12 protein-coding genes are annotated in these 16,495 nt (G+C 67.5%); 6 read left to right on the top strand and 6 right to left on the bottom strand.

The features are described 5' to 3' along the window. The first annotated feature begins 15 nt into the window (after positions 1-15). The 3 genes from IPN47_04575 to IPN47_04565 all read left to right on the top strand — a co-directional run bounded on the left by IPN47_04575 (position 16) and on the right by IPN47_04565 (position 2,690). Entirely contained in the window at positions 16-543 is a 528-nt protein-coding gene (locus IPN47_04575; GenBank protein MBK9407322.1) for a MoaD/ThiS family protein, read from the top strand. 2 nt (positions 544-545) lie between these two features. Next, positions 546-1,730 carry a molybdopterin-synthase adenylyltransferase MoeB gene (moeB, locus tag IPN47_04570; GenBank protein MBK9407321.1) on the top strand — a complete coding sequence of 395 codons (1,185 nt, stop codon included), beginning with the start codon at positions 546-548 and terminating at the stop codon, positions 1,728-1,730. A 159-nt stretch (positions 1,731-1,889) separates the two neighbouring features. After that, positions 1,890-2,690 (top strand): A/G-specific adenine glycosylase, encoded by an 801-nt coding sequence (locus IPN47_04565; protein MBK9407320.1) that lies wholly within the window; start codon positions 1,890-1,892, stop codon positions 2,688-2,690. A 103-nt stretch (positions 2,691-2,793) separates the two neighbouring features. Here the strand turns inward: IPN47_04565 and IPN47_04560 are convergent, their stop codons facing one another. Beyond that, the gene (locus IPN47_04560; protein MBK9407319.1) at positions 2,794-4,134 is read right to left on the bottom strand and encodes a citrate synthase; all 1,341 of its coding nucleotides are present in this window, start codon (positions 4,132-4,134) and stop codon (positions 2,794-2,796) included. A gap of 287 nt (positions 4,135-4,421) precedes the next feature. Here IPN47_04560 and IPN47_04555 point away from each other — a divergent pair, with 287 nt between their 5' ends. Together IPN47_04555 and IPN47_04550 are read left to right on the top strand one after the other, a co-directional pair. Then, positions 4,422-5,234, top strand: a complete 813-nt coding sequence (locus tag IPN47_04555) for a sulfite exporter TauE/SafE family protein (GenBank protein ID MBK9407318.1) — start codon at positions 4,422-4,424, stop codon at positions 5,232-5,234. A gap of 207 nt (positions 5,235-5,441) precedes the next feature. Beyond that, positions 5,442-6,659, top strand: coding sequence for a GGDEF domain-containing protein (locus IPN47_04550; GenBank protein MBK9407317.1), 1,218 nt, complete (start codon positions 5,442-5,444; stop codon positions 6,657-6,659). Positions 6,660-6,808: 149 nt separating this feature from the next. Here the strand turns inward: IPN47_04550 and IPN47_04545 are convergent, their stop codons facing one another. From IPN47_04545 to IPN47_04530, 4 genes are all read right to left on the bottom strand, one after another. Then, positions 6,809-7,273, bottom strand: coding sequence for an EVE domain-containing protein (locus IPN47_04545; protein ID MBK9407316.1), 465 nt, complete (start codon positions 7,271-7,273; stop codon positions 6,809-6,811). Between the two features lie 437 nt (positions 7,274-7,710). Continuing rightward, positions 7,711-8,973, bottom strand: a complete 1,263-nt coding sequence (locus IPN47_04540) for an aminotransferase class V-fold PLP-dependent enzyme (protein ID MBK9407315.1) — start codon at positions 8,971-8,973, stop codon at positions 7,711-7,713. Between the two features lie 217 nt (positions 8,974-9,190). Beyond that, positions 9,191-10,273, bottom strand: coding sequence for a HAMP domain-containing histidine kinase (locus IPN47_04535; GenBank protein MBK9407314.1), 1,083 nt, complete (start codon positions 10,271-10,273; stop codon positions 9,191-9,193). 98 nt (positions 10,274-10,371) lie between these two features. Then, entirely contained in the window at positions 10,372-11,898 is a 1,527-nt protein-coding gene (locus IPN47_04530) for a sigma-54-dependent Fis family transcriptional regulator (protein ID MBK9407313.1), read from the bottom strand. A 422-nt stretch (positions 11,899-12,320) separates the two neighbouring features. Here IPN47_04530 and IPN47_04525 point away from each other — a divergent pair, with 422 nt between their 5' ends. Beyond that, complete coding sequence (locus IPN47_04525; GenBank protein MBK9407312.1) at positions 12,321-14,768, top strand: polysaccharide biosynthesis tyrosine autokinase; 2,448 nt, start codon at positions 12,321-12,323, stop codon at positions 14,766-14,768. 209 nt (positions 14,769-14,977) lie between these two features. Here IPN47_04525 and IPN47_04520 read toward each other — a convergent pair whose 3' ends face one another. Further along, positions 14,978-15,931, bottom strand: a complete 954-nt coding sequence (locus tag IPN47_04520; protein MBK9407311.1) for a response regulator — start codon at positions 15,929-15,931, stop codon at positions 14,978-14,980. Positions 15,932-16,495 lie beyond the last annotated feature (564 nt).

The following is a 16,495-nucleotide window of genomic DNA, read 5'->3' as shown; positions in this document are numbered from 1 at the left end:
GCGGTCGTGACGCCGATGGCCGGACGCTCCGTGCCGACCAAACTGCGCAAAGGACTCACCCAAGCGCGCGCCGCCGAACTCGTCGCCGCGATTCGGCTCCTCGCCGAGACGACCGACCGCGTCACCGAGACGGCCGGCGGCGTCACGCTCGGCGCCACGATCACGCTGGCCGAGCAGGGCAAGCTCCTCCCCGACGACGAGGTCGTCGTCTGCCTCTCCGGCCATGGCCTCGAGACCGTCGAGGCCGTGCAGGACACCGTGTTGGACGCCCCAACCATCGCGCCCAGGCTCCGCAACGTCGCCGCCCACGTCGGCGGCACCCGCGCCATCGAGATCGACGGCGCGACCGTCGGCGGCGCCCTGGACCAGCTCGTAACCCGGTACCCGCAGCTTGCGCCGCGCCTGCGCGACGCGCATGGTGCGCCGTATCCTTTCGTGACATTCTACCTGAACGACGAAGACGTGCGCCTCGTGGGCGGCTTCGACACGACGGTCGCCGACGGCGATGACGTCACGATCGTCCCGGCCGTCGCGGGAGGCTGAACATGTCGGCGACGCTCGACCCCACTACCGCAACCTCCGAGGGCGATACGCTCCCCGAACTCACGCGCGATGAACTCGTGCGCTACTCGCGCCACCTGCTCCTCCCCGAGGTTGGGGTCGAGGGGCAGCGCAAGCTCAAGGCGGCGCGCGTCCTCCTCGTGGGCGCGGGCGGCCTTGGCTCCCCCGCGGCGCTCTACCTTGCCGCAGCCGGCGTCGGTACGTTAGGCATCGTCGACTTCGACCGCGTCGACATCACCAACCTGCACCGCCAGCTCCTGCACGGCACCAGCGACGTCGGGCGCACGAAGCTCGCGTCGGCCGTCGACCGGCTGCGCGAGGTGAACCCGCACGTGACGGTCGAGCCGCACGACATCCGCCTGTCGTCGGCCAACGCGCTGGAGCTCATTCGCCAGTACGACCTCGTCGTCGATGGGACGGACAACTTCCAGACGCGCTACCTGGTCAACGACGCCTGCGTCCTCACCGGCCGCCCGAACGTATACGGCTCGATCTTCCGCTTCGACGGGCAGGTCTCGGTCTTCTGCACCGCCGAGGGGCCGTGCTATCGCTGCATCTACCGCGAGCCGCCGCCTCCGGGGATGGTCCCGAGCTGTGCGGAGGGCGGTGTACTCGGCATCCTCCCGGGGATCGTGGGGATCCTGCAGGCCACCGAGGCGATCAAGCTGATCCTCGGGATCGGCGAGCCGCTCATCGGGCGCCTGAACCTCGTGGACGCGCTCGGCGCGCGGCAGCGCACCGTGAAGATCAAGCGCGACCCGAGCTGCCCGGCCTGCGGCACCCGTGAGCTGCAAGCGCTCGTCGACTACGACGCCTTCTGCGGCATCGGCGCGACCCCGACCGAGGCACCAGTCCTGGAGATCACCCCGACCGAGCTCGCGGCGAAGCTCGCGCGACAGGACGACTTCGTCCTGCTCGACGTACGCGATCCCCACGAGTACGCGATCGCCAGCATCCCCGGGGCGCGCCTCGTCCCGCTGGGAACGTTCGGCGATGCCATCTCGTCGCTCGATCGCGCGACCGACATCGTGATCCACTGCCGCAGCGGCGCACGCAGCGCGAAGGCCGTCCGACAGCTGCAAGCCGCGGGCTTCACCCGCGTCTGGAACGTGGTGGGCGGCATCCTCCGCTGGGCCGACGATGTCGACCCGTCGGTGGCCAAGTACTAGCGCTGCCCCACGACGTACCGCTCGGCACCACGTCTTTTCGTTCCACAGCACTCGGCGCCCCGCCCCCCTCGCTGGGAGGCGGGGCGTCTTGTTAGGTTTCGCGACCATGCCCGCCTGCCGACTCTCGCTCACGCGCCAGCGTCTCCTCGACTCCATCCGATGACGGCGCGCAAGAAGCCCCCGTCGGCGAAACGGGTGGCGACGAAGGCGGCGAGCACGGTGGCGACGAAGCATCGCGCGACACGCCCACAACGCGCGACGCAGCGCGCGGTCACGCTCCCTCCCCCTGCCGTCGCCCGCGACTTCTCCCAGCGGCTGCGCACCTGGTTCCGCCGTCATGGGCGCGACCTGCCGTGGCGTCGCACCCGCGATCCGTACCGTATCCTCGTCTCGGAGCTCATGCTCCAGCAGACGCAGGTCTCGCGCGTGGTCGATTTCTATCACCGGTTCCTCGACCGCTTCCCCACGCTCCACCACCTGGCCGAGTCGCCGCAGGAGCACGTCCTCGAGGCCTGGGCAGGCCTCGGCTACTACGCCCGCGCCCGCAACCTGCACGCGCTCGCGCGACACGTGACGCGCGATGGCGATGGAGCGCTCCCATGCGACCCGGGCGAGCTGCGCGCGCTCCCTGGCGTCGGGGCCTACACCGCGGGAGCTGTCGCCTCATTCGCGTTCGAGGCGCGGGCCGAGCTGGTCGACACGAACGTGGCCCGCGTGCTGGCGCGTGTCTTTGCCCCCAGGCGCAATCCCAAGCGACCGCGCGACCTCGCGCAGCTCTGGCGCATTGCCGAAGCGGTCCTCCCCGCGCGCGGCAACACCGCGTGGACGCACAACCAGGCGATCATGGAATTGGGGGCGCTCGTCTGCACGGCGCGCGTGCGCCACTGCGCCCGATGCCCCGTGCAACGCGTCTGCGCCACGCGGCAAGCCGAACGCGCGGCCGAGACCTCAGCGCGGTAGCGAGACGCCTCGCGCGATTCCGCACCCGCCAGATGCACAGCGGGGGAGGCGCGATGAGCGCCTCCCCCATGTGCGTGTGCCGCTGCCTAACGCCGTCGATCGACTAGAACTTGCCGACCTTCTTGCTGAGGTCCAGCGTCGGCACGTACGGGCGCTCGTCGTAGCCCGTGTAGATCTGGCGCGGACGGGCGATCTTCTGCTCCTTGTCCAGCAGCATCTCTTCCCACTGCGACAGCCAGCCGGCCACGCGCGGAATCGCGAACAGTACGGTGAAGTAGTCGGTGGGGAACTTCATCGCACGGTAGATGAGCCCCGTGTAGAAGTCCACGTTGGGGTAGAGCTTGCGCGAGATGAAGTAGTCGTCGGAGAGTGCGATGCGCTCCAGCTCCATCGCGATCTCCAGGTCCTTGTCCATCCCGACCGAGGCGAAGACCTCGTCGGCGAGCTTCTTCACGATCTTGGCGCGCGGGTCGTAGCTCTTGTAGACGCGGTGCCCGAAGCCCATCAGGCGCCCCTTCCCCTGCTTCACGCTCTCCACGAAGGCCGGGACGTTCTTCAGTTCACCGATCTCGCTGATCATGCGCAGCACCTGCTCGTTGGCGCCGCCGTGCAGCGGGCCGTACAACGCCGAAATGCCGGCAGCCACGGCGCTGAACGGATCCACGTGCGACGAGCCCACCGCGCGCACCGCGTTCGTCGAGCAATTCTGCTCGTGATCGGCGTGCAGGATGAAGAGGATCTCGATCGCCTTGGCGAAGACCGGATTGGCTTCGTAGCGCGGCTCCGACATGCGCGCGATCATCGACAGGAAGTTCTCGCTGTACGACAGATCGTTGTCAGGATAGATGAAGGGGAGCCCCTTCACGTGCCGGTACGCGAAGGCCGCGATCGTCGGCACCTTGGCCAGCAGGCGGATGATCGAGATGTCGCGCTGGCGCTTGTCGAAGATGTCCTTCGCCTCCGGGTAGAACGACGAGAGCGCCGCGACACCGGCCACCATCATCGACATCGGGTGCGCATCATAGCGAAACCCCTCGAGGAAGCGCTTGATGTTCTCGTGCACGTAGGTGTGGAACGTGATGTCCTTCACCCACTCGTCGTACTGCGGCTGCGTCGGCAGCTCCCCGTTGCGCAGCAGGTACGCCACCTCGAGGAAGCTTGCCTTCTCCGCCAGCTGCTCGATGGGATAGCCGCGATAGCGGAGGATCCCCTTGTCGCCATCGATGAACGTGATCGAGCTGCGGCACGATGCGGTGTTCATGAACGCCGGATCGTACCCCATCAGGCCGAAGTCATCCGCATCGACCTTGATCTGCTTCAGGTCGCTCGTGCGGATCGTCCCGTCGACGATCGGGACCGAATAGCTCTTGCCCGTCCGCGAGTCGCGGATCTCGAGGGCATCGGTGCTGGCCTGGGGCGCCTGTGACGTCGCCGTCGTGCTCATTTCCCGGTTCTCCGCTGATGTCACTACGAGGATTGGTGAACGTGCCTGCGACACGCCATCACTCGAATGATCGGCGACGCCTGTCCGGCGTACAGCGCCGGCGCGCCGGCGACCTTTCGTGCGGTGGCCTCTAAGCTAGTCGAATGCATCACCACTCAACATTGCCGAGCGGCGTGCGCTGCGCTTTCTTCGCTCGCGTGGCGTGGCGTGGCCTCCCGCAACCGCGCGGGGAGCACACGCACCGTCGCCGCTACTCACGCTGACTCTCGTCCACCGCGGAGCGCCACATCTCCACTTCGGCCGCCGACCTCACACGTCTCGCCCTGATCGTCGTCGCTGCCGCCGCCGGGGGGGCCGTCAACTCCGTCGCCGGAGGCGGGACGCTGCTCACCTTCCCCGCCCTCATCGGCCTCGGCGTCCCCGCCCTGACCGCCAACGCCACCAGCACCGTGGCGCTCTGGCCCGGCGCCGTCGGCAGCATGCTGGGCTACCTCGGCGAGCTGCGGGGCGCGCGCGCCTGGGCCGTCCGCTTCGCCATTCCGTCGCTGGCCGGGGGGCTGGCGGGGGCTCTCCTCTTGCTCGTCACACCGGCCGACCGCTTCGACGCCCTCGTGCCGTGGCTCGTGCTCGGCGCGACCGGGCTGTTCCTCATTCAGCGTCCCGCGATGCGATGGTTGCGGGCACACGCGCCGTCCGCCCATCACGGCGGTTCGGAGCCGCCCGACCCCGCCTTGGTCCCGCCCCCTCCGGCGGCGCTCGCCTACCAGTTCCTCGTCGGGGTCTACGGCGGCTACTTCGGGGCAGGGATCGGCATCCTCATGCTCGCCGCGCTCGGCTTCATGGGGTTCACCAACATCCACCGGATGAACGGGCTCAAGAACTGGGGCGGACTGTGCGCGAACTTCATGGCGGCCGCCACCTTCGCCTTCAGCGGCCTCGTCGACTGGCCCGTGGCCCTCGCCATGGCCCTCGGCGCGGCGATCGGCGGCTACGGCGGCTCGCGCCTCGCCCAGCGCGTCGCCCAGGAACGCGTACGGCAGCTGATCATCGCCATCGGCTTCGCCAGCGCCATCTGGCTCTTCGTCAACCGGCTCTCCTGACCGCGCCCCCCGCCTGTGACCTGGCGCACCACGCCGGCCACGGTCGCCACGGGGATGGTCGCGCCGACGCAGCCCGGACATCGGACGCTGCGGAAAAGTGCGTCGTGCGCCGATACTCAATTCACACGGATCTGTCGATCCACGAAGGCACCCGCGTGTCTCCCGATTCCATCTCCGCCAGGCGCAGCGTCGTATCTCTCCCGGCACATGAGCGTGTTGTCCTTCTTCGGCGGCAAGTCCGCACGCAACGGTAACAGTGCGCCGCCCACTCCGGCGCCAGCTGCGCCCGAGCCGGAAGACAATAGCGCGATCTCCAAGGAAACGGGGATCGTCCTCGACGCCCTCGGTGGACTGTTGCAGACGTACGGCAAGTACGCCTTCGACACCGACTTCCGGAACGGCGACGACATCCGGCGCCTGGTGCACGGCTGGATGCTGCACGCGACCATGGGATCGCCGCGTCCCGACCACCCGGCCGACCGCCCGTCCGCCGGTGTCTTCTATCGCGACTGGAAGGGGCTTTCCCAATTCGTTGGCGAGACGAGGCGCGACGAGAGCAAGTACGTCACGCGCGCGCTCGACGACATGCGCTCGGTGGTGTGGGCCTTCGTCGCCGCCATCCATCAGGTGGTGGTGGAAGAGCACGAGGAATCGCGGATCGCCGGCGATCACCTCGGGCGCATGCGGGTCGCCGTCGACAGCAACTCGACGGACCTGATCAAGCGCGAGGCGCTCGCCGTGGTGTCGGTGATGGAGCAGCTCATGGCGCACCGCAAGGAGCGGCAGCGCCAGCAGTTTGCCGTGTTGGCCGACAAGCTGAAGAATCTCGGGCGCGAACTCGAGGACGCTCGTCGCGAGAGCGCCCTCGACCCGCTCACCGGACTCGCCAACCGCAAGGCGTTCGACGAGTACATCTCGCGCAGCATCGAGCTGCATTCCCTGCTGGGGCAGCCGGCGTCGCTGATGATGATCGACGTCGACAATTTCAAGGGGATCAACGACCAGTTCGGCCACCCGGCCGGTGACACGGCGCTCCGTCAGGTCGCCAACGTCCTGTCCAAGACCTTCCTCCGTCGCGTCGACTTCGTCTGTCGATACGGCGGCGACGAGTTCGCGGTGATCCTGCAGGAGACGGCGATCGGGAATGCGCAGTTGCTGGCCGAGCGCCTGCGCCGTCAGGTGCAGGAGCTGCGCCCCATCGAACTCCCGCCGCCGCCGGCTGGCGAGCCGGTCGATCCCGACGCCCCGGCGGCGCCGCTGCTCACCCTCTCCATCGGCGTCGCCGAACTGTCGGTGGGCGACGACGCGTCGGCGTGGGTCAAGCGCGCCGACGGCGCGCTGTACCAGTCCAAGCGCGCCGGGCGTGATACGGTCTCCGCCGCGCCAGGTGCAACGGGCGTCGCCGCACCGGCAGTCGCGCGCTAGCCCGACGTCAGGCGGCGTGCCGCGAGCACGCCGTCTGCTGCACCATGTCGGTCTGTGGGGGCTGAGTTCGCCGCTCGTGGCACCACGTCATCGGGAGCGCTCCGAGCACGCGACGCGCATGCCCACTCCCGTTCATCGGCGACGCCCCGCTACGTCGCGCGCCCGAGGCGCTCCACGATCGCCCATTCCTCTGCCGTGAGCGGCGTGATCGAGAGGCGGCTCCCGCGCTGCAGCAGCTCCATCGCCTCGAGCCCCGCCACCTCACGGAGCGCCGGAAGCGCGACCGGCTGCAACGCGCACACCGCCTGCACGTCGACCATCATCCACGTGGGGGCCGCCGGGTCGCTCTTCGGGTCGTAGTGCGCATCGGCCGCGTCGAAGGCCGTGTGATCGGGATACGCCGCGCGCGCCACACGGGCAATGCCGACGATCGACGGTGGCTCGGCATTCGAGTGGTAGATGAAGACCAGGTCGCCCACGCGCATGTGGTCGCGCATGAAGTTGCGCACCTGGAAGTTCCGCACACCGTCCCAGTACGTCGTCTGGCGCGGCGCCGCGAGCAGGTCGTCGAACGAGAACACCTCGGGTTCGGTCTTGAAGAGCCAGTGCCTCACCCCTTCGCCCACGCGCGGTAGCGCATAGCGGTGAAAGCGTTCGGCGAGCGGCGCCGGCACCGGTGCGCTGCTCGGCTTCGCCCCCTTGGTCCCCTTGGCGGTGCTGCCGCTCGCCGCCGTTCGCGGTGCGGCCGCCTTCACCGACGGCGTCGACTTCACCGACTTTGTTGCCTTCGCCGCACTCGTCGCCCTCCCCCCCTGCTTCCCCCGGCTCGCTGAGGACGATGGTCGACCGCGCCCCGCGCCACTTGCTCCAGATGCCATGTGCTTCCTCCGTGGGGCGTACGCCCCTTCGTGACGAGCGCCCTCCGTCGGCTGCAATGCCGGTGGAGGGCGCGGGAAATGTGTCAGGTCGCGTCAGGCCAGCTCACCAATAGTCGACGGCTGCTCGTCGGCGCTGCTCGCCGAGGCGTCGGCGACCATCCGTGCGATGGCGGCTAGACCGCGATCCCCGTGCGCGACGCCTTGAGCATCAGCTCGGCGAACAGGTCCACCTCGTCGAGCGTGCTGTAGATGCTCGGCGTCACCCGCAGCCCGTGGAACTCGGGATGCACGATGGCCACCGTCATCACCTTGTGCTTGTGCCAGAGCCACTGCTGCAACTTGGGCGTCTCGATCCCCTCGATGTTGACCAAGGCAATCGCGCACGACTGCGTGTCGTCCAGCGGCGTGAGCACGTGGAAGCGCGAGTTTTCCGCCAGCAGGCGCTTGGCCCAGCGATCGCGAAGATACCGCAGGCGCGCCGCCTTGCGCTCCATCCCGATCCCGCGGTTGAAGGCCACCGCCAGCGAAATCGCGTTGTGGTTGGCCGCCGGATGCGTCCCGATCTCTTCGTACTTGCGGATGTTCTCGTCCTGCGAGGCCGCGGCGCCCATCATCGGCCAGAGCGACTTGATCTTGTTCCGGCGCACATAGAGGAAGCCCGTCCCGATCGGCGCGTGCAGCCACTTGTGCAGCGAGGTGCCGTAGTAGTCAGCGTCCAGGTCGTCGCGCGTGAAGGGAAAATGCGCGAAGGCGTGCGCGCCGTCGATGAAGACCTCGATCCCCTTTTCGCGCGCCATCTGCACGATCTTCTTCACCGGGAGGATCTGCCCGGTGAGGTTGGTGATGTGCGTGACCTCGATGACGCGCGTGCGCGGCGTGATGGCGGCGCGGAACTGGTCGACGATGTAGTCGTCCGACGGCGGCGGCACCTTGAACGAGATCTGCTTGAGGACGATCCCGTCGCGGCGTACGCGCTGCTCCCACGTCGTGATCATCCGCCCGTAGTTCTGGTTCGTGACAATCACCTCGTCGCCCTTCTTGAGGTCGAGCCCGAGGATCATCGTCTCGTTGGCCTCGGAGGCGTTGCGGGTGATCGCCATCTCCTCCGGGTCGCAGCCGAACATCTTCGCCAGGTCGCGACGCACCGTCTCCACACGGGGTTCCAGCACCTGCCACATGTGGTCGACCGGGATCTGGTTCGAGAACCGGATGTCCCGCAGCATCATGTCGATCACGTGCGACGGTGCCGGACTGACTCCACCGTTGTTGAGGTTCACCAGCGTCCGGTCGTCGTCGAATGCCATCTGGATCTGCGACCAGTACGCCTCGTCCTCGGCGGCCGCGAGCGCCGACTTGTCGCGCACCAGGTCCTCGGCGCGAAACAGGGTCGAGAAGGCCGACGCCCTAAGGGTCGGAAGCGCGACGCCTGCGCGCATCATCGACGACATGAAAGCCCGGCGGTCGGTCATGCTGCCCTCGTGGCGAGGTGGGAGGTACGGCGAGAGCCACAAAGCTGCGGCGCGCCCGCGCATCCGTCCAGAGTGCGCCGCCGCGGAGAACGCGGAACACAGGCCGGCGCACGGTCAGTACCCTCGCAACCTCAGCGCCGTCCGCTCCTTCGCGCGCCCCGGCGAATGGGACGCGGCGCCAGCACTACATGCGCGCCGGCTGGGGGAGTTCGAGGATGAAGTGGAAGCGTGTCCCCTTCTCCAACTCCGTATCCACACCAAGCGCGCCGCCCATCGCGCCGACGAGCTTCTGGCAGATCGAGAGTCCGAGCCCGGCGCTCGAGAAGGCGTAGTCGCCCGGAACCTGCCGCTGACGGAAGGCCTCGAAGAGGTTGTTCATCACGTGCGGCGGGATCCCGCGCCCGGTGTCGCGCACGGAAAACTCGACGCGTGTGCGATCGAGCTCCTTGCACGAGACGTCGACCGAGCCGGTGTTGGTGAACTTGATCGCGTTCGTCGCCAGGTTGAGCAGGACGCGATTGAGCGCTGCAGGATGTCCGATGCGCACATCAGCTGTCGGCCCCGTGCAACGCATCGACAGTCGCTTCTCTTCGGCCATCGGTCGCAGGATGTCGAGGATCGACTGCAACACATCGGAGACGGAGAAGGCGATCGGCTGCTGATCCATCAGCGTGGTGCCGCCGCGCGCGAGTTCGATCACGTCGCCCGCCAGCGTACTCAGCCCGAAGGCGGCACTGTAGATCAACCCCAACTGGCGCTGTTGGATCGGCGCCAGCTCACCACCCGCACCGGCCCGCAGGCGTTCGGCGAGGATCAGGATGGAGCCCAACGGCGAGCGCATGTCGTGCGCCATCTCCACGACGAGCTGTTGCGCATCGTTGCCCGTCAGCCGCGCGGCAAACCGATGCGCGGCGTCCACGTCGAGCTCCTCCTGCACCCATTCAAAGGCGCGCAGCACGCGCACGACTTCTTCCGACTCGGCACGCACATCGGGAGACTCCGCCTGCACCAGGAAGGCACGACGCAGACGCTCGAGCAGCCGGCGAGCCGGCACGAACGCCGGCAGGCGGGCCAAGTCGCCCTTCTGGTCGGCGACCGTGCGCCGCAACGACTCGAGCACGACGGACAGGGCAGCGCGCACATCCACCGCCGACGACGCCACGTGCTCGGCAGGCTCCCACGAAGCCGCGACCTCGGCAGCGGCAGCCGTCAGGGCGCGCCACGTGGCGCCCCGGATGCCCGACTCCACCGGGGGCGCTGGCGGCATCGCAGCCTCACTCCCTGATGTAGTCCCGCTCCCGCGTCCCTTACCTCGTTTCCCCGCCTGAGTCTTCACCGGCTGCTGTAAGAGGGTGACCTGCGAGGTCATTCGTCCAGCGGGGCGCTCATGTCGTCGCGCCGGAAGCCGTGCTTCTCCATCAAACGGTAGAGCGTCGTGCGATCGATGTTGGCCAGACGCGCAGCCTTGGACATGTTCGAACCGGCCCGTGCGATGAGCTGCCCGAGATACTCCTTCTCGAAATGCGCGATCAGCTTGTCCTTGGCCACGTGGAACGGCTCGTTCATCACGTTGGGCGGGAAGCCGCCCTGCGCCGGCTCGGTGCCGATATCGTCGTAGATCGGCACATCGTCCGGCAGGACGAGGTGACCCGACTCCGTGAGCACCGCCATCTGCTCGATCACGTTCTGCAGCTCGCGCACATTGCCGCGCCACGGACGCGAACGCAGGAACTCGATCGCCGACTCGGACACACGCGGCTGCGCCTCGCCCGTTCCGCGATGCCGCTCCCAGTAGTGCGTGAGGAAGTGGTTCGTGAGGAGCGGGATATCCTCCGGACGCTTGCGAAGCGGTGGCAGATGAATCGGCACGACGCGCAGACGATACAGCAGATCCTCGCGCAGTGTCCCCTTCGCCACGCACTCCTGCGGCGTTCGGTTGGTCGCCGAGAGGAAGCGCACGTCCACGACGGCGTCCTCTTTCTCACTGCCGACTCGCCGCACCACGCCGTCCTGAATCACGCGCAGGAGCTTGGCCTGCAGCGGGAGCGACATCTCGGTCAGTTCATCCAGGAACAGGGTGCCGCCGTTCGCAATCTCCAGCAATCCGGGTTTGTCACGATCCGCCCCGGTAAAGGCGCCCTTCCGGTGTCCGAAGAGTTCCGACTCCAGCAGACCTTCCGGGAGCGCCGCGCAGTTGATCGGCACCATCGGACGCGAGGCTCGGCGGGAATGGGCGTGAATGAACTGGGCGATGACCTCCTTCCCGGTTCCGCTCTCTCCCATGATCATCACCGACGCATCGGTGCTCGCGACCTTTCGCGCCAGCTCGACGGCCTTTCGGAATGCGGGGGAGACGCCGAGCAGGGTGATCTTGTCGCTGTTGCCACTCTGCTTGGAGAGCTGCACCCGAAGGTCGCGCGTTTCGCGGGCGACCATGACGGCATGCGACGCGCGACCGACGAGCACCTGGAGGTGCGTCGCGGAGAACGGCTTGGGGAGGTAGTCCCACGCCCCCGCCCGCAACGCCTCGATGCTCGTCGTGACGCTCGGGTTGCCGGTCATCACGACGACGATGGTGTCCTTCGAGGCCTCGAGTGTGGCCTTGAGGATCTCCATCCCCGACACCGGCGTCATATAGAGATCGACCAGCACGATGTCGAAACGCCGCCGCTTCACGAGGTCGATCGCTTCGTCGCCCCGCCCCAGCGTCGTGACGTTGAATCCGTCCATCTGGAGGACGCTGGCGCACCCTTCGCGGAGGGTACGGTCGTCGTCCACGATGAGCAGGCTCAGGTTGGCTTTGACCTCAGGGGAGATCGAGAGGGGGTCGCGGGGCTCGCCCTCGGCCGCGTTCCCTCGTTCGCCTTCACGCAACGGTGCACCAGTGGCCATCGATTTCAACCTGATCCGGGTCCAAAGCCGAGGTAACGGTGCGACACACCGGGTGGGAGCGTCTCCCCGCCTCCCCGGGTACTACCGCAGGTGATAACCTGTAGTAGCGGCTCCGCAGCATGTCCGCTGCAGTGTCCCACCGCGTTAAATACGATTCAGAGTTGCAGAGGTCAAGCTACACCCGGGCGTGGAGACAACACCTAATGTTCGTCACAATCCACATGCGTGTTGTGTCACATCTACAGGGCGACCTACAAGGACGCCTAGCCAACCCGGCCGTCACGGTGCGGAACCATGGGCCCGGATTTGCGTTCTCATGGCCGGCGGCCCTGCACCGACCGGGGCCCTGCCGCATCAGGTGCGCCCTTTTTGCGGTATAGTCGTCTACAGATCGTCGCTATCTAAACGAAGACCTCGCTGACATGTCCGCCAATCTCGTCCCTTCCCCAGTCACTAACGCGTCCCCGGCGCGTCCGGAGACCTTCTCCCAGATGCCGCAGTGGGGGGGGCCGCCCTCGGCGCCTCCGGCTGAGGGGGGGATTGGTGAGATCGTCTCGCGATCCCTCGCCGCCATCAAGCGCTACCGGTGGCTGATCCTCGTGGTCATCACGGTCGGCGTCGGCGCGGGGTTCCTGCTCACGCGATTCGTCTCCCCGATGTATGTGGTGCAGGCGAAGGTGTGGATTCAGGACAACTCGGGCGGCCGCGGTCCGGTCAACGCCCCGGGGATCCTCAAGTCCGACCAGGCGTGGGTCGAGCTCGCTCGGTCGTTCTCGGTGCTGGACAAGGTCGTCTCACGGCTCGCGCTTCACGTCGTCCCGGAGACCGAGGCCGACACCGCCGTCGTGCGCACGCTCATGCCCTCCGACAAGCTGAGGAGCGGTGTGTACCGCCTCGAGGTCGATGGTTCGGGGGCGCGATACACCCTGTTCCGCATTCCCGACACCGATTCCGAGAAGGAAGAGGTCATCGAGAAGGGTGCCGTCGGTGACTCGATCGGGCGTGCCGTCGGCTTCCAGTGGCAGCCGGCGAGTGCCCTGCTTGGACGCGACCGCACGGTCAAGTTCGAGGTGCTGACCCCGCGCGAGGCATCCGTGGCGCTCGCCACCAACCTCGACGTCACCATTCCGTTCAACTCGAACCTCCTGCTCTTCCAGCTCAAGGGAAAGAGCTCGGTTCTCCTGGCCACCACGATCAACGTCCTGGTCAGCCAGTTCATTTCGGAAGCAGAGCGCCTCAAGAAGGCCGGGCTCGAAGTGTCCTCGACCACCATCGAGGAGCAGCTCAAGCTCGCGTCATCACAGCTCAACGCCGCGCAGGCGGCCTACGAGGCGTTCAAGATCAACGCGATCGTGCAGCCGACGGAAAACGTCGCCGTCTCCCCTGGGGTGACCGGCACGCTGAACCCCGTGATGGGGCAGTTCTTCTCGGACAAGACGACGCTCGACCAGACCAAGCGCGATCGCGAGGCCCTGCAACGCATCATTGATGATTCCAAGGGCCGAGGGGGACGCCTTTCCATTGAGTCCTTGCGCGGCTTCCCGCAGCTCATGGGGTCCAACCCGCAGCTCAGCCAGGCGCTGCAGGAACTCGACGTGGCGCAGGCCGGCCTTCGCAAGCTCGAGGAGACGTACACCGACCAGCACCAGCTGGTGAAGGACAAGAAGACGCAGATCGAACGGCTCGAGACGCAGACCATCCCGCAGCTCATCACCTCTTCCTACGCGGAGCTCAAGAGCCGCGAGATCGAGATGCAGCGCCGCGTCGACGGCGCGTCGGTCGAGATCAAGCGCATCCCCACCCGCACGATCCAGGAAATGCAGCTGAAGCGCGAGGTGGACATTGCCTCGTCGATGTACGCCGACCTCGCCGGACGCGCGGTCTCGGCGCGGCTCGCCGAGCGCAGCGCGATGTCCGACGTCGGCGTGCTCGACACGGCGGTTGCGCCGCGCTTCCCAACGAGCGACACGTCGCTCAGCATCTTCTTCCTCGCCGTCGCGGTCAGCATTGGTGCGGGGCTCGGTCTCGCGCTGCTGCTCGACCGCCTCGACAAGCGCTTCCGGTACCCCGAACAGGCAACGCACGAACTCGGGCTCGATATCGTCGGTGCGATCCCGTCGTACAACAACCCGCGCAGCGCGACGGCCCGCCTCGAGGAAGCCACGCAGCTCGTGGAGGCCTTCCGCAGCATCGCCCTCTCCGTGCGGACGTCGTTCGACGGCACGGGTCCGGTGCAGCTGACGATCACGAGCCCCGGGCCGGGCGACGGCAAGTCGTTCACCTCGGCCAACCTCGCCTCCGCGCTCGCCGACAGCGGCTTCCGCACGGTGATCGTCGATGGCGACATCCGCCGCGGTGAGTTGCATGCGGTCTTCGGCGACTTGAAGCAGACGCCGGGACTCGTGGACTTCCTGGCCGACGAGGCGACGCTCGAGCAGGTCGTGCTCCCGACGCAGCATCACGCGAACCTCTTCGTCGTCCCATGTGGCAAGCGTCGCAAGCACGGACCGGAGCTCCTCGCGTCGGAGCGCATGCGCATCCTGCTCGACGACCTGCGCTCGCGCTTTGACGCCATCATCGTGGACAGCGCGCCGCTCGGCGCCGGCATCGACGCCTTCGCGTTAGGCGCCGCCACCGGCTCCATGCTCATCGTGCTGCGCGCCGGCGAGACCGACCGCAAGCTGGCGCAGGCCAAGCTCACCGTCCTCGATCGCATGCCGGTGCGCATCATTGGCGCGATCCTCAACGACGTCGGCGTGATGCCGCAGTTCAAGTACTACCACTACCTCGAAGGCTACTACGGCATCGACGAACCCGAGCCCAGCAGCGCGGCGTTGTTGGGCGCCGGCGGCGACAGCCGACGCGGCTGAGCGGGTAGCCAGGACACGAGCGAACGGCGCCGATGACGGCGCCGTTCTGCATTGTGGGATCCGCCGACTTCCCACGAGTCCGATGGGGGCGCGACCGTGGGCGCATCGCCCGCTGACGCACGACGCGCCGGCGACCTGACGTCGCCGGCGCGTCCCCTCATCCGGTGCGGCCGACCGTTCGCGGCGCGCCGGTCAGCGGCACCGCTGGATCATGGAATGAACGGGACCGCGAGCAGGTCGTGTGTCTTGGAGCCGTCCACCGCCTCGGCGCCGCGCGCCTGACGAAGAGCGCTCGCCGCCCGCAGCAACAGTTCGACAGCATCAAACGACGACTGGGCGAAATCCGAGACGGCGCAATAGCCCGCTCGCACCTTGAGATGCCGCGCCACCCCGTCGACCACCGCGGGGGTCGACTCCAGTTCATGCTGCAGTCGTTCGACAAACCTCAGCGCCCCACCCTGATCCATGGCCGGAGCGATGATCGCGAACTCGCCGCGACCGAGACGGCCGATCGCATCCGACGAGCGCGCCGTGCGTCGAAAGACCTCGGACACATGTTCGGCGAGCCGGACATCGAGCTCGTGCGGTTCGCCGTTCACCCCATCCTCGGCGATGGAACCCACCGCGACACACGCCAACGGCGACCGGCGGCGGCTCGCGTCCGCCCCGATCTCCCGGGCGCGTCGCGCCAACCCGCGCACGTTGTACAATCCCGTCCCGTCGTCGATCAACGACTCCTCGCGCGATCGATCGATCTCGCGACGCGCACGCACGAAGAGCTGCAGCTTGAGCAGAAGCGCTTCGGCATCGATCGGCTGGCTCAGGAACTCCCACGCGCCAGCGCGATACGCCTCCAGACGTTGGGCGCGGGAGGCGGGTCCGGCGGTCGTCACCACGATGGGGGTCGACCGCGGAAACTCGACATCGTCGCGCAGGCGCTGACAGATCTCGATACCGGAGATGTCGGGCATCCCCGCATCGGCGATCACCACGTCCGGTCGGAGTCGACGGGCCAACTCCAGCGCCTGACGCCCGGTGAAAGCGCGCGCCGACGCGAAGCCCTGAGCGCCAAGTACGGTCTCGAGCGATCGCGCCGACCACTCCTGGTCGTTGGCCAGGAGCACGAGCGGCGGCGGAGAATCGTCAGTTCGCGGATTGGCCATCGGCGTTGCGCACTTCCGAGGATCGGGTTCCGGCCTCGGCAAGTACCAGAAAGCGCTGGTCAGGTCGAGTGGTCACGCGCATACATGCAGGAGTCGTGCAGAGGGCGCCCAAAACGCCGAATCGGCCGAATCCGGCTTCCGGATCTACCAATCCGTGTACACGACCGCTCTTCATGATGCGCACGCGCAACAGTTCGCGCCAGCTCGCGACGACTGACGCTCGCCCCACCGTGTCGATTGTCGGCAATTCTCCCAGGTTCGCCGCGCTGATCGCGCGAGGAACGCATCGGCAACGCGATGTGTACCGTCGAGTTGGGACGAGATCGTCGATCAGTCGTCCATCTTGCGGAGTGCGGTGTCGCAGTTCGCCGCGTGCAGGCCACACCCTGCACGCCGAATCGATCAGGGGGCGAACGGTGCGATTTGGCGAATCGGCATTCGGGGGTGAGACACCCTGCGGTGCGGGCGCTACAATCATGGAGGTGACCGTGACAGATCGTTGCGGCGCCTTCACCTCATTCTGACGAACGAGGACTTCCCTGCGGGGGGAGCCTTGGTCGTACG

This window comes from Gemmatimonadota bacterium (assembly GCA_016719105.1).
Lineage (GTDB): Bacteria > Gemmatimonadota > Gemmatimonadetes > Gemmatimonadales > Gemmatimonadaceae > SCN-70-22.
Note: the sequence above shows the minus strand (reverse complement) of the source record. Positions and strands in the feature narration are given on the sequence as shown.

Bases quoted from the DNA above. Each gene is read 5' to 3' on its own strand.
- IPN47_04575 (MBK9407322.1), top strand. From the start codon at position 16: ATGGCCGGACGCTCCGTGCCGACCAAACTGCGCAAAGGACTCACCCAA.
- moeB (MBK9407321.1), top strand. From the start codon at position 546: ATGTCGGCGACGCTCGACCCCACTACCGCAACCTCCGAGGGCGATACG.
- IPN47_04565 (MBK9407320.1), top strand. From the start codon at position 1,890: ATGACGGCGCGCAAGAAGCCCCCGTCGGCGAAACGGGTGGCGACGAAG.
- IPN47_04560 (MBK9407319.1), bottom strand. From the start codon at position 4,134: ATGAGCACGACGGCGACGTCACAGGCGCCCCAGGCCAGCACCGATGCC.
- IPN47_04550 (MBK9407317.1), top strand. From the start codon at position 5,442: ATGAGCGTGTTGTCCTTCTTCGGCGGCAAGTCCGCACGCAACGGTAAC.
- IPN47_04540 (MBK9407315.1), bottom strand. From the start codon at position 8,973: ATGCGCGCAGGCGTCGCGCTTCCGACCCTTAGGGCGTCGGCCTTCTCG.
- IPN47_04535 (MBK9407314.1), bottom strand. From the start codon at position 10,273: ATGCCGCCAGCGCCCCCGGTGGAGTCGGGCATCCGGGGCGCCACGTGG.
- IPN47_04530 (MBK9407313.1), bottom strand. From the start codon at position 11,898: ATGGCCACTGGTGCACCGTTGCGTGAAGGCGAACGAGGGAACGCGGCC.
- IPN47_04525 (MBK9407312.1), top strand. From the start codon at position 12,321: ATGTCCGCCAATCTCGTCCCTTCCCCAGTCACTAACGCGTCCCCGGCG.
- IPN47_04520 (MBK9407311.1), bottom strand. From the start codon at position 15,931: ATGGCCAATCCGCGAACTGACGATTCTCCGCCGCCGCTCGTGCTCCTG.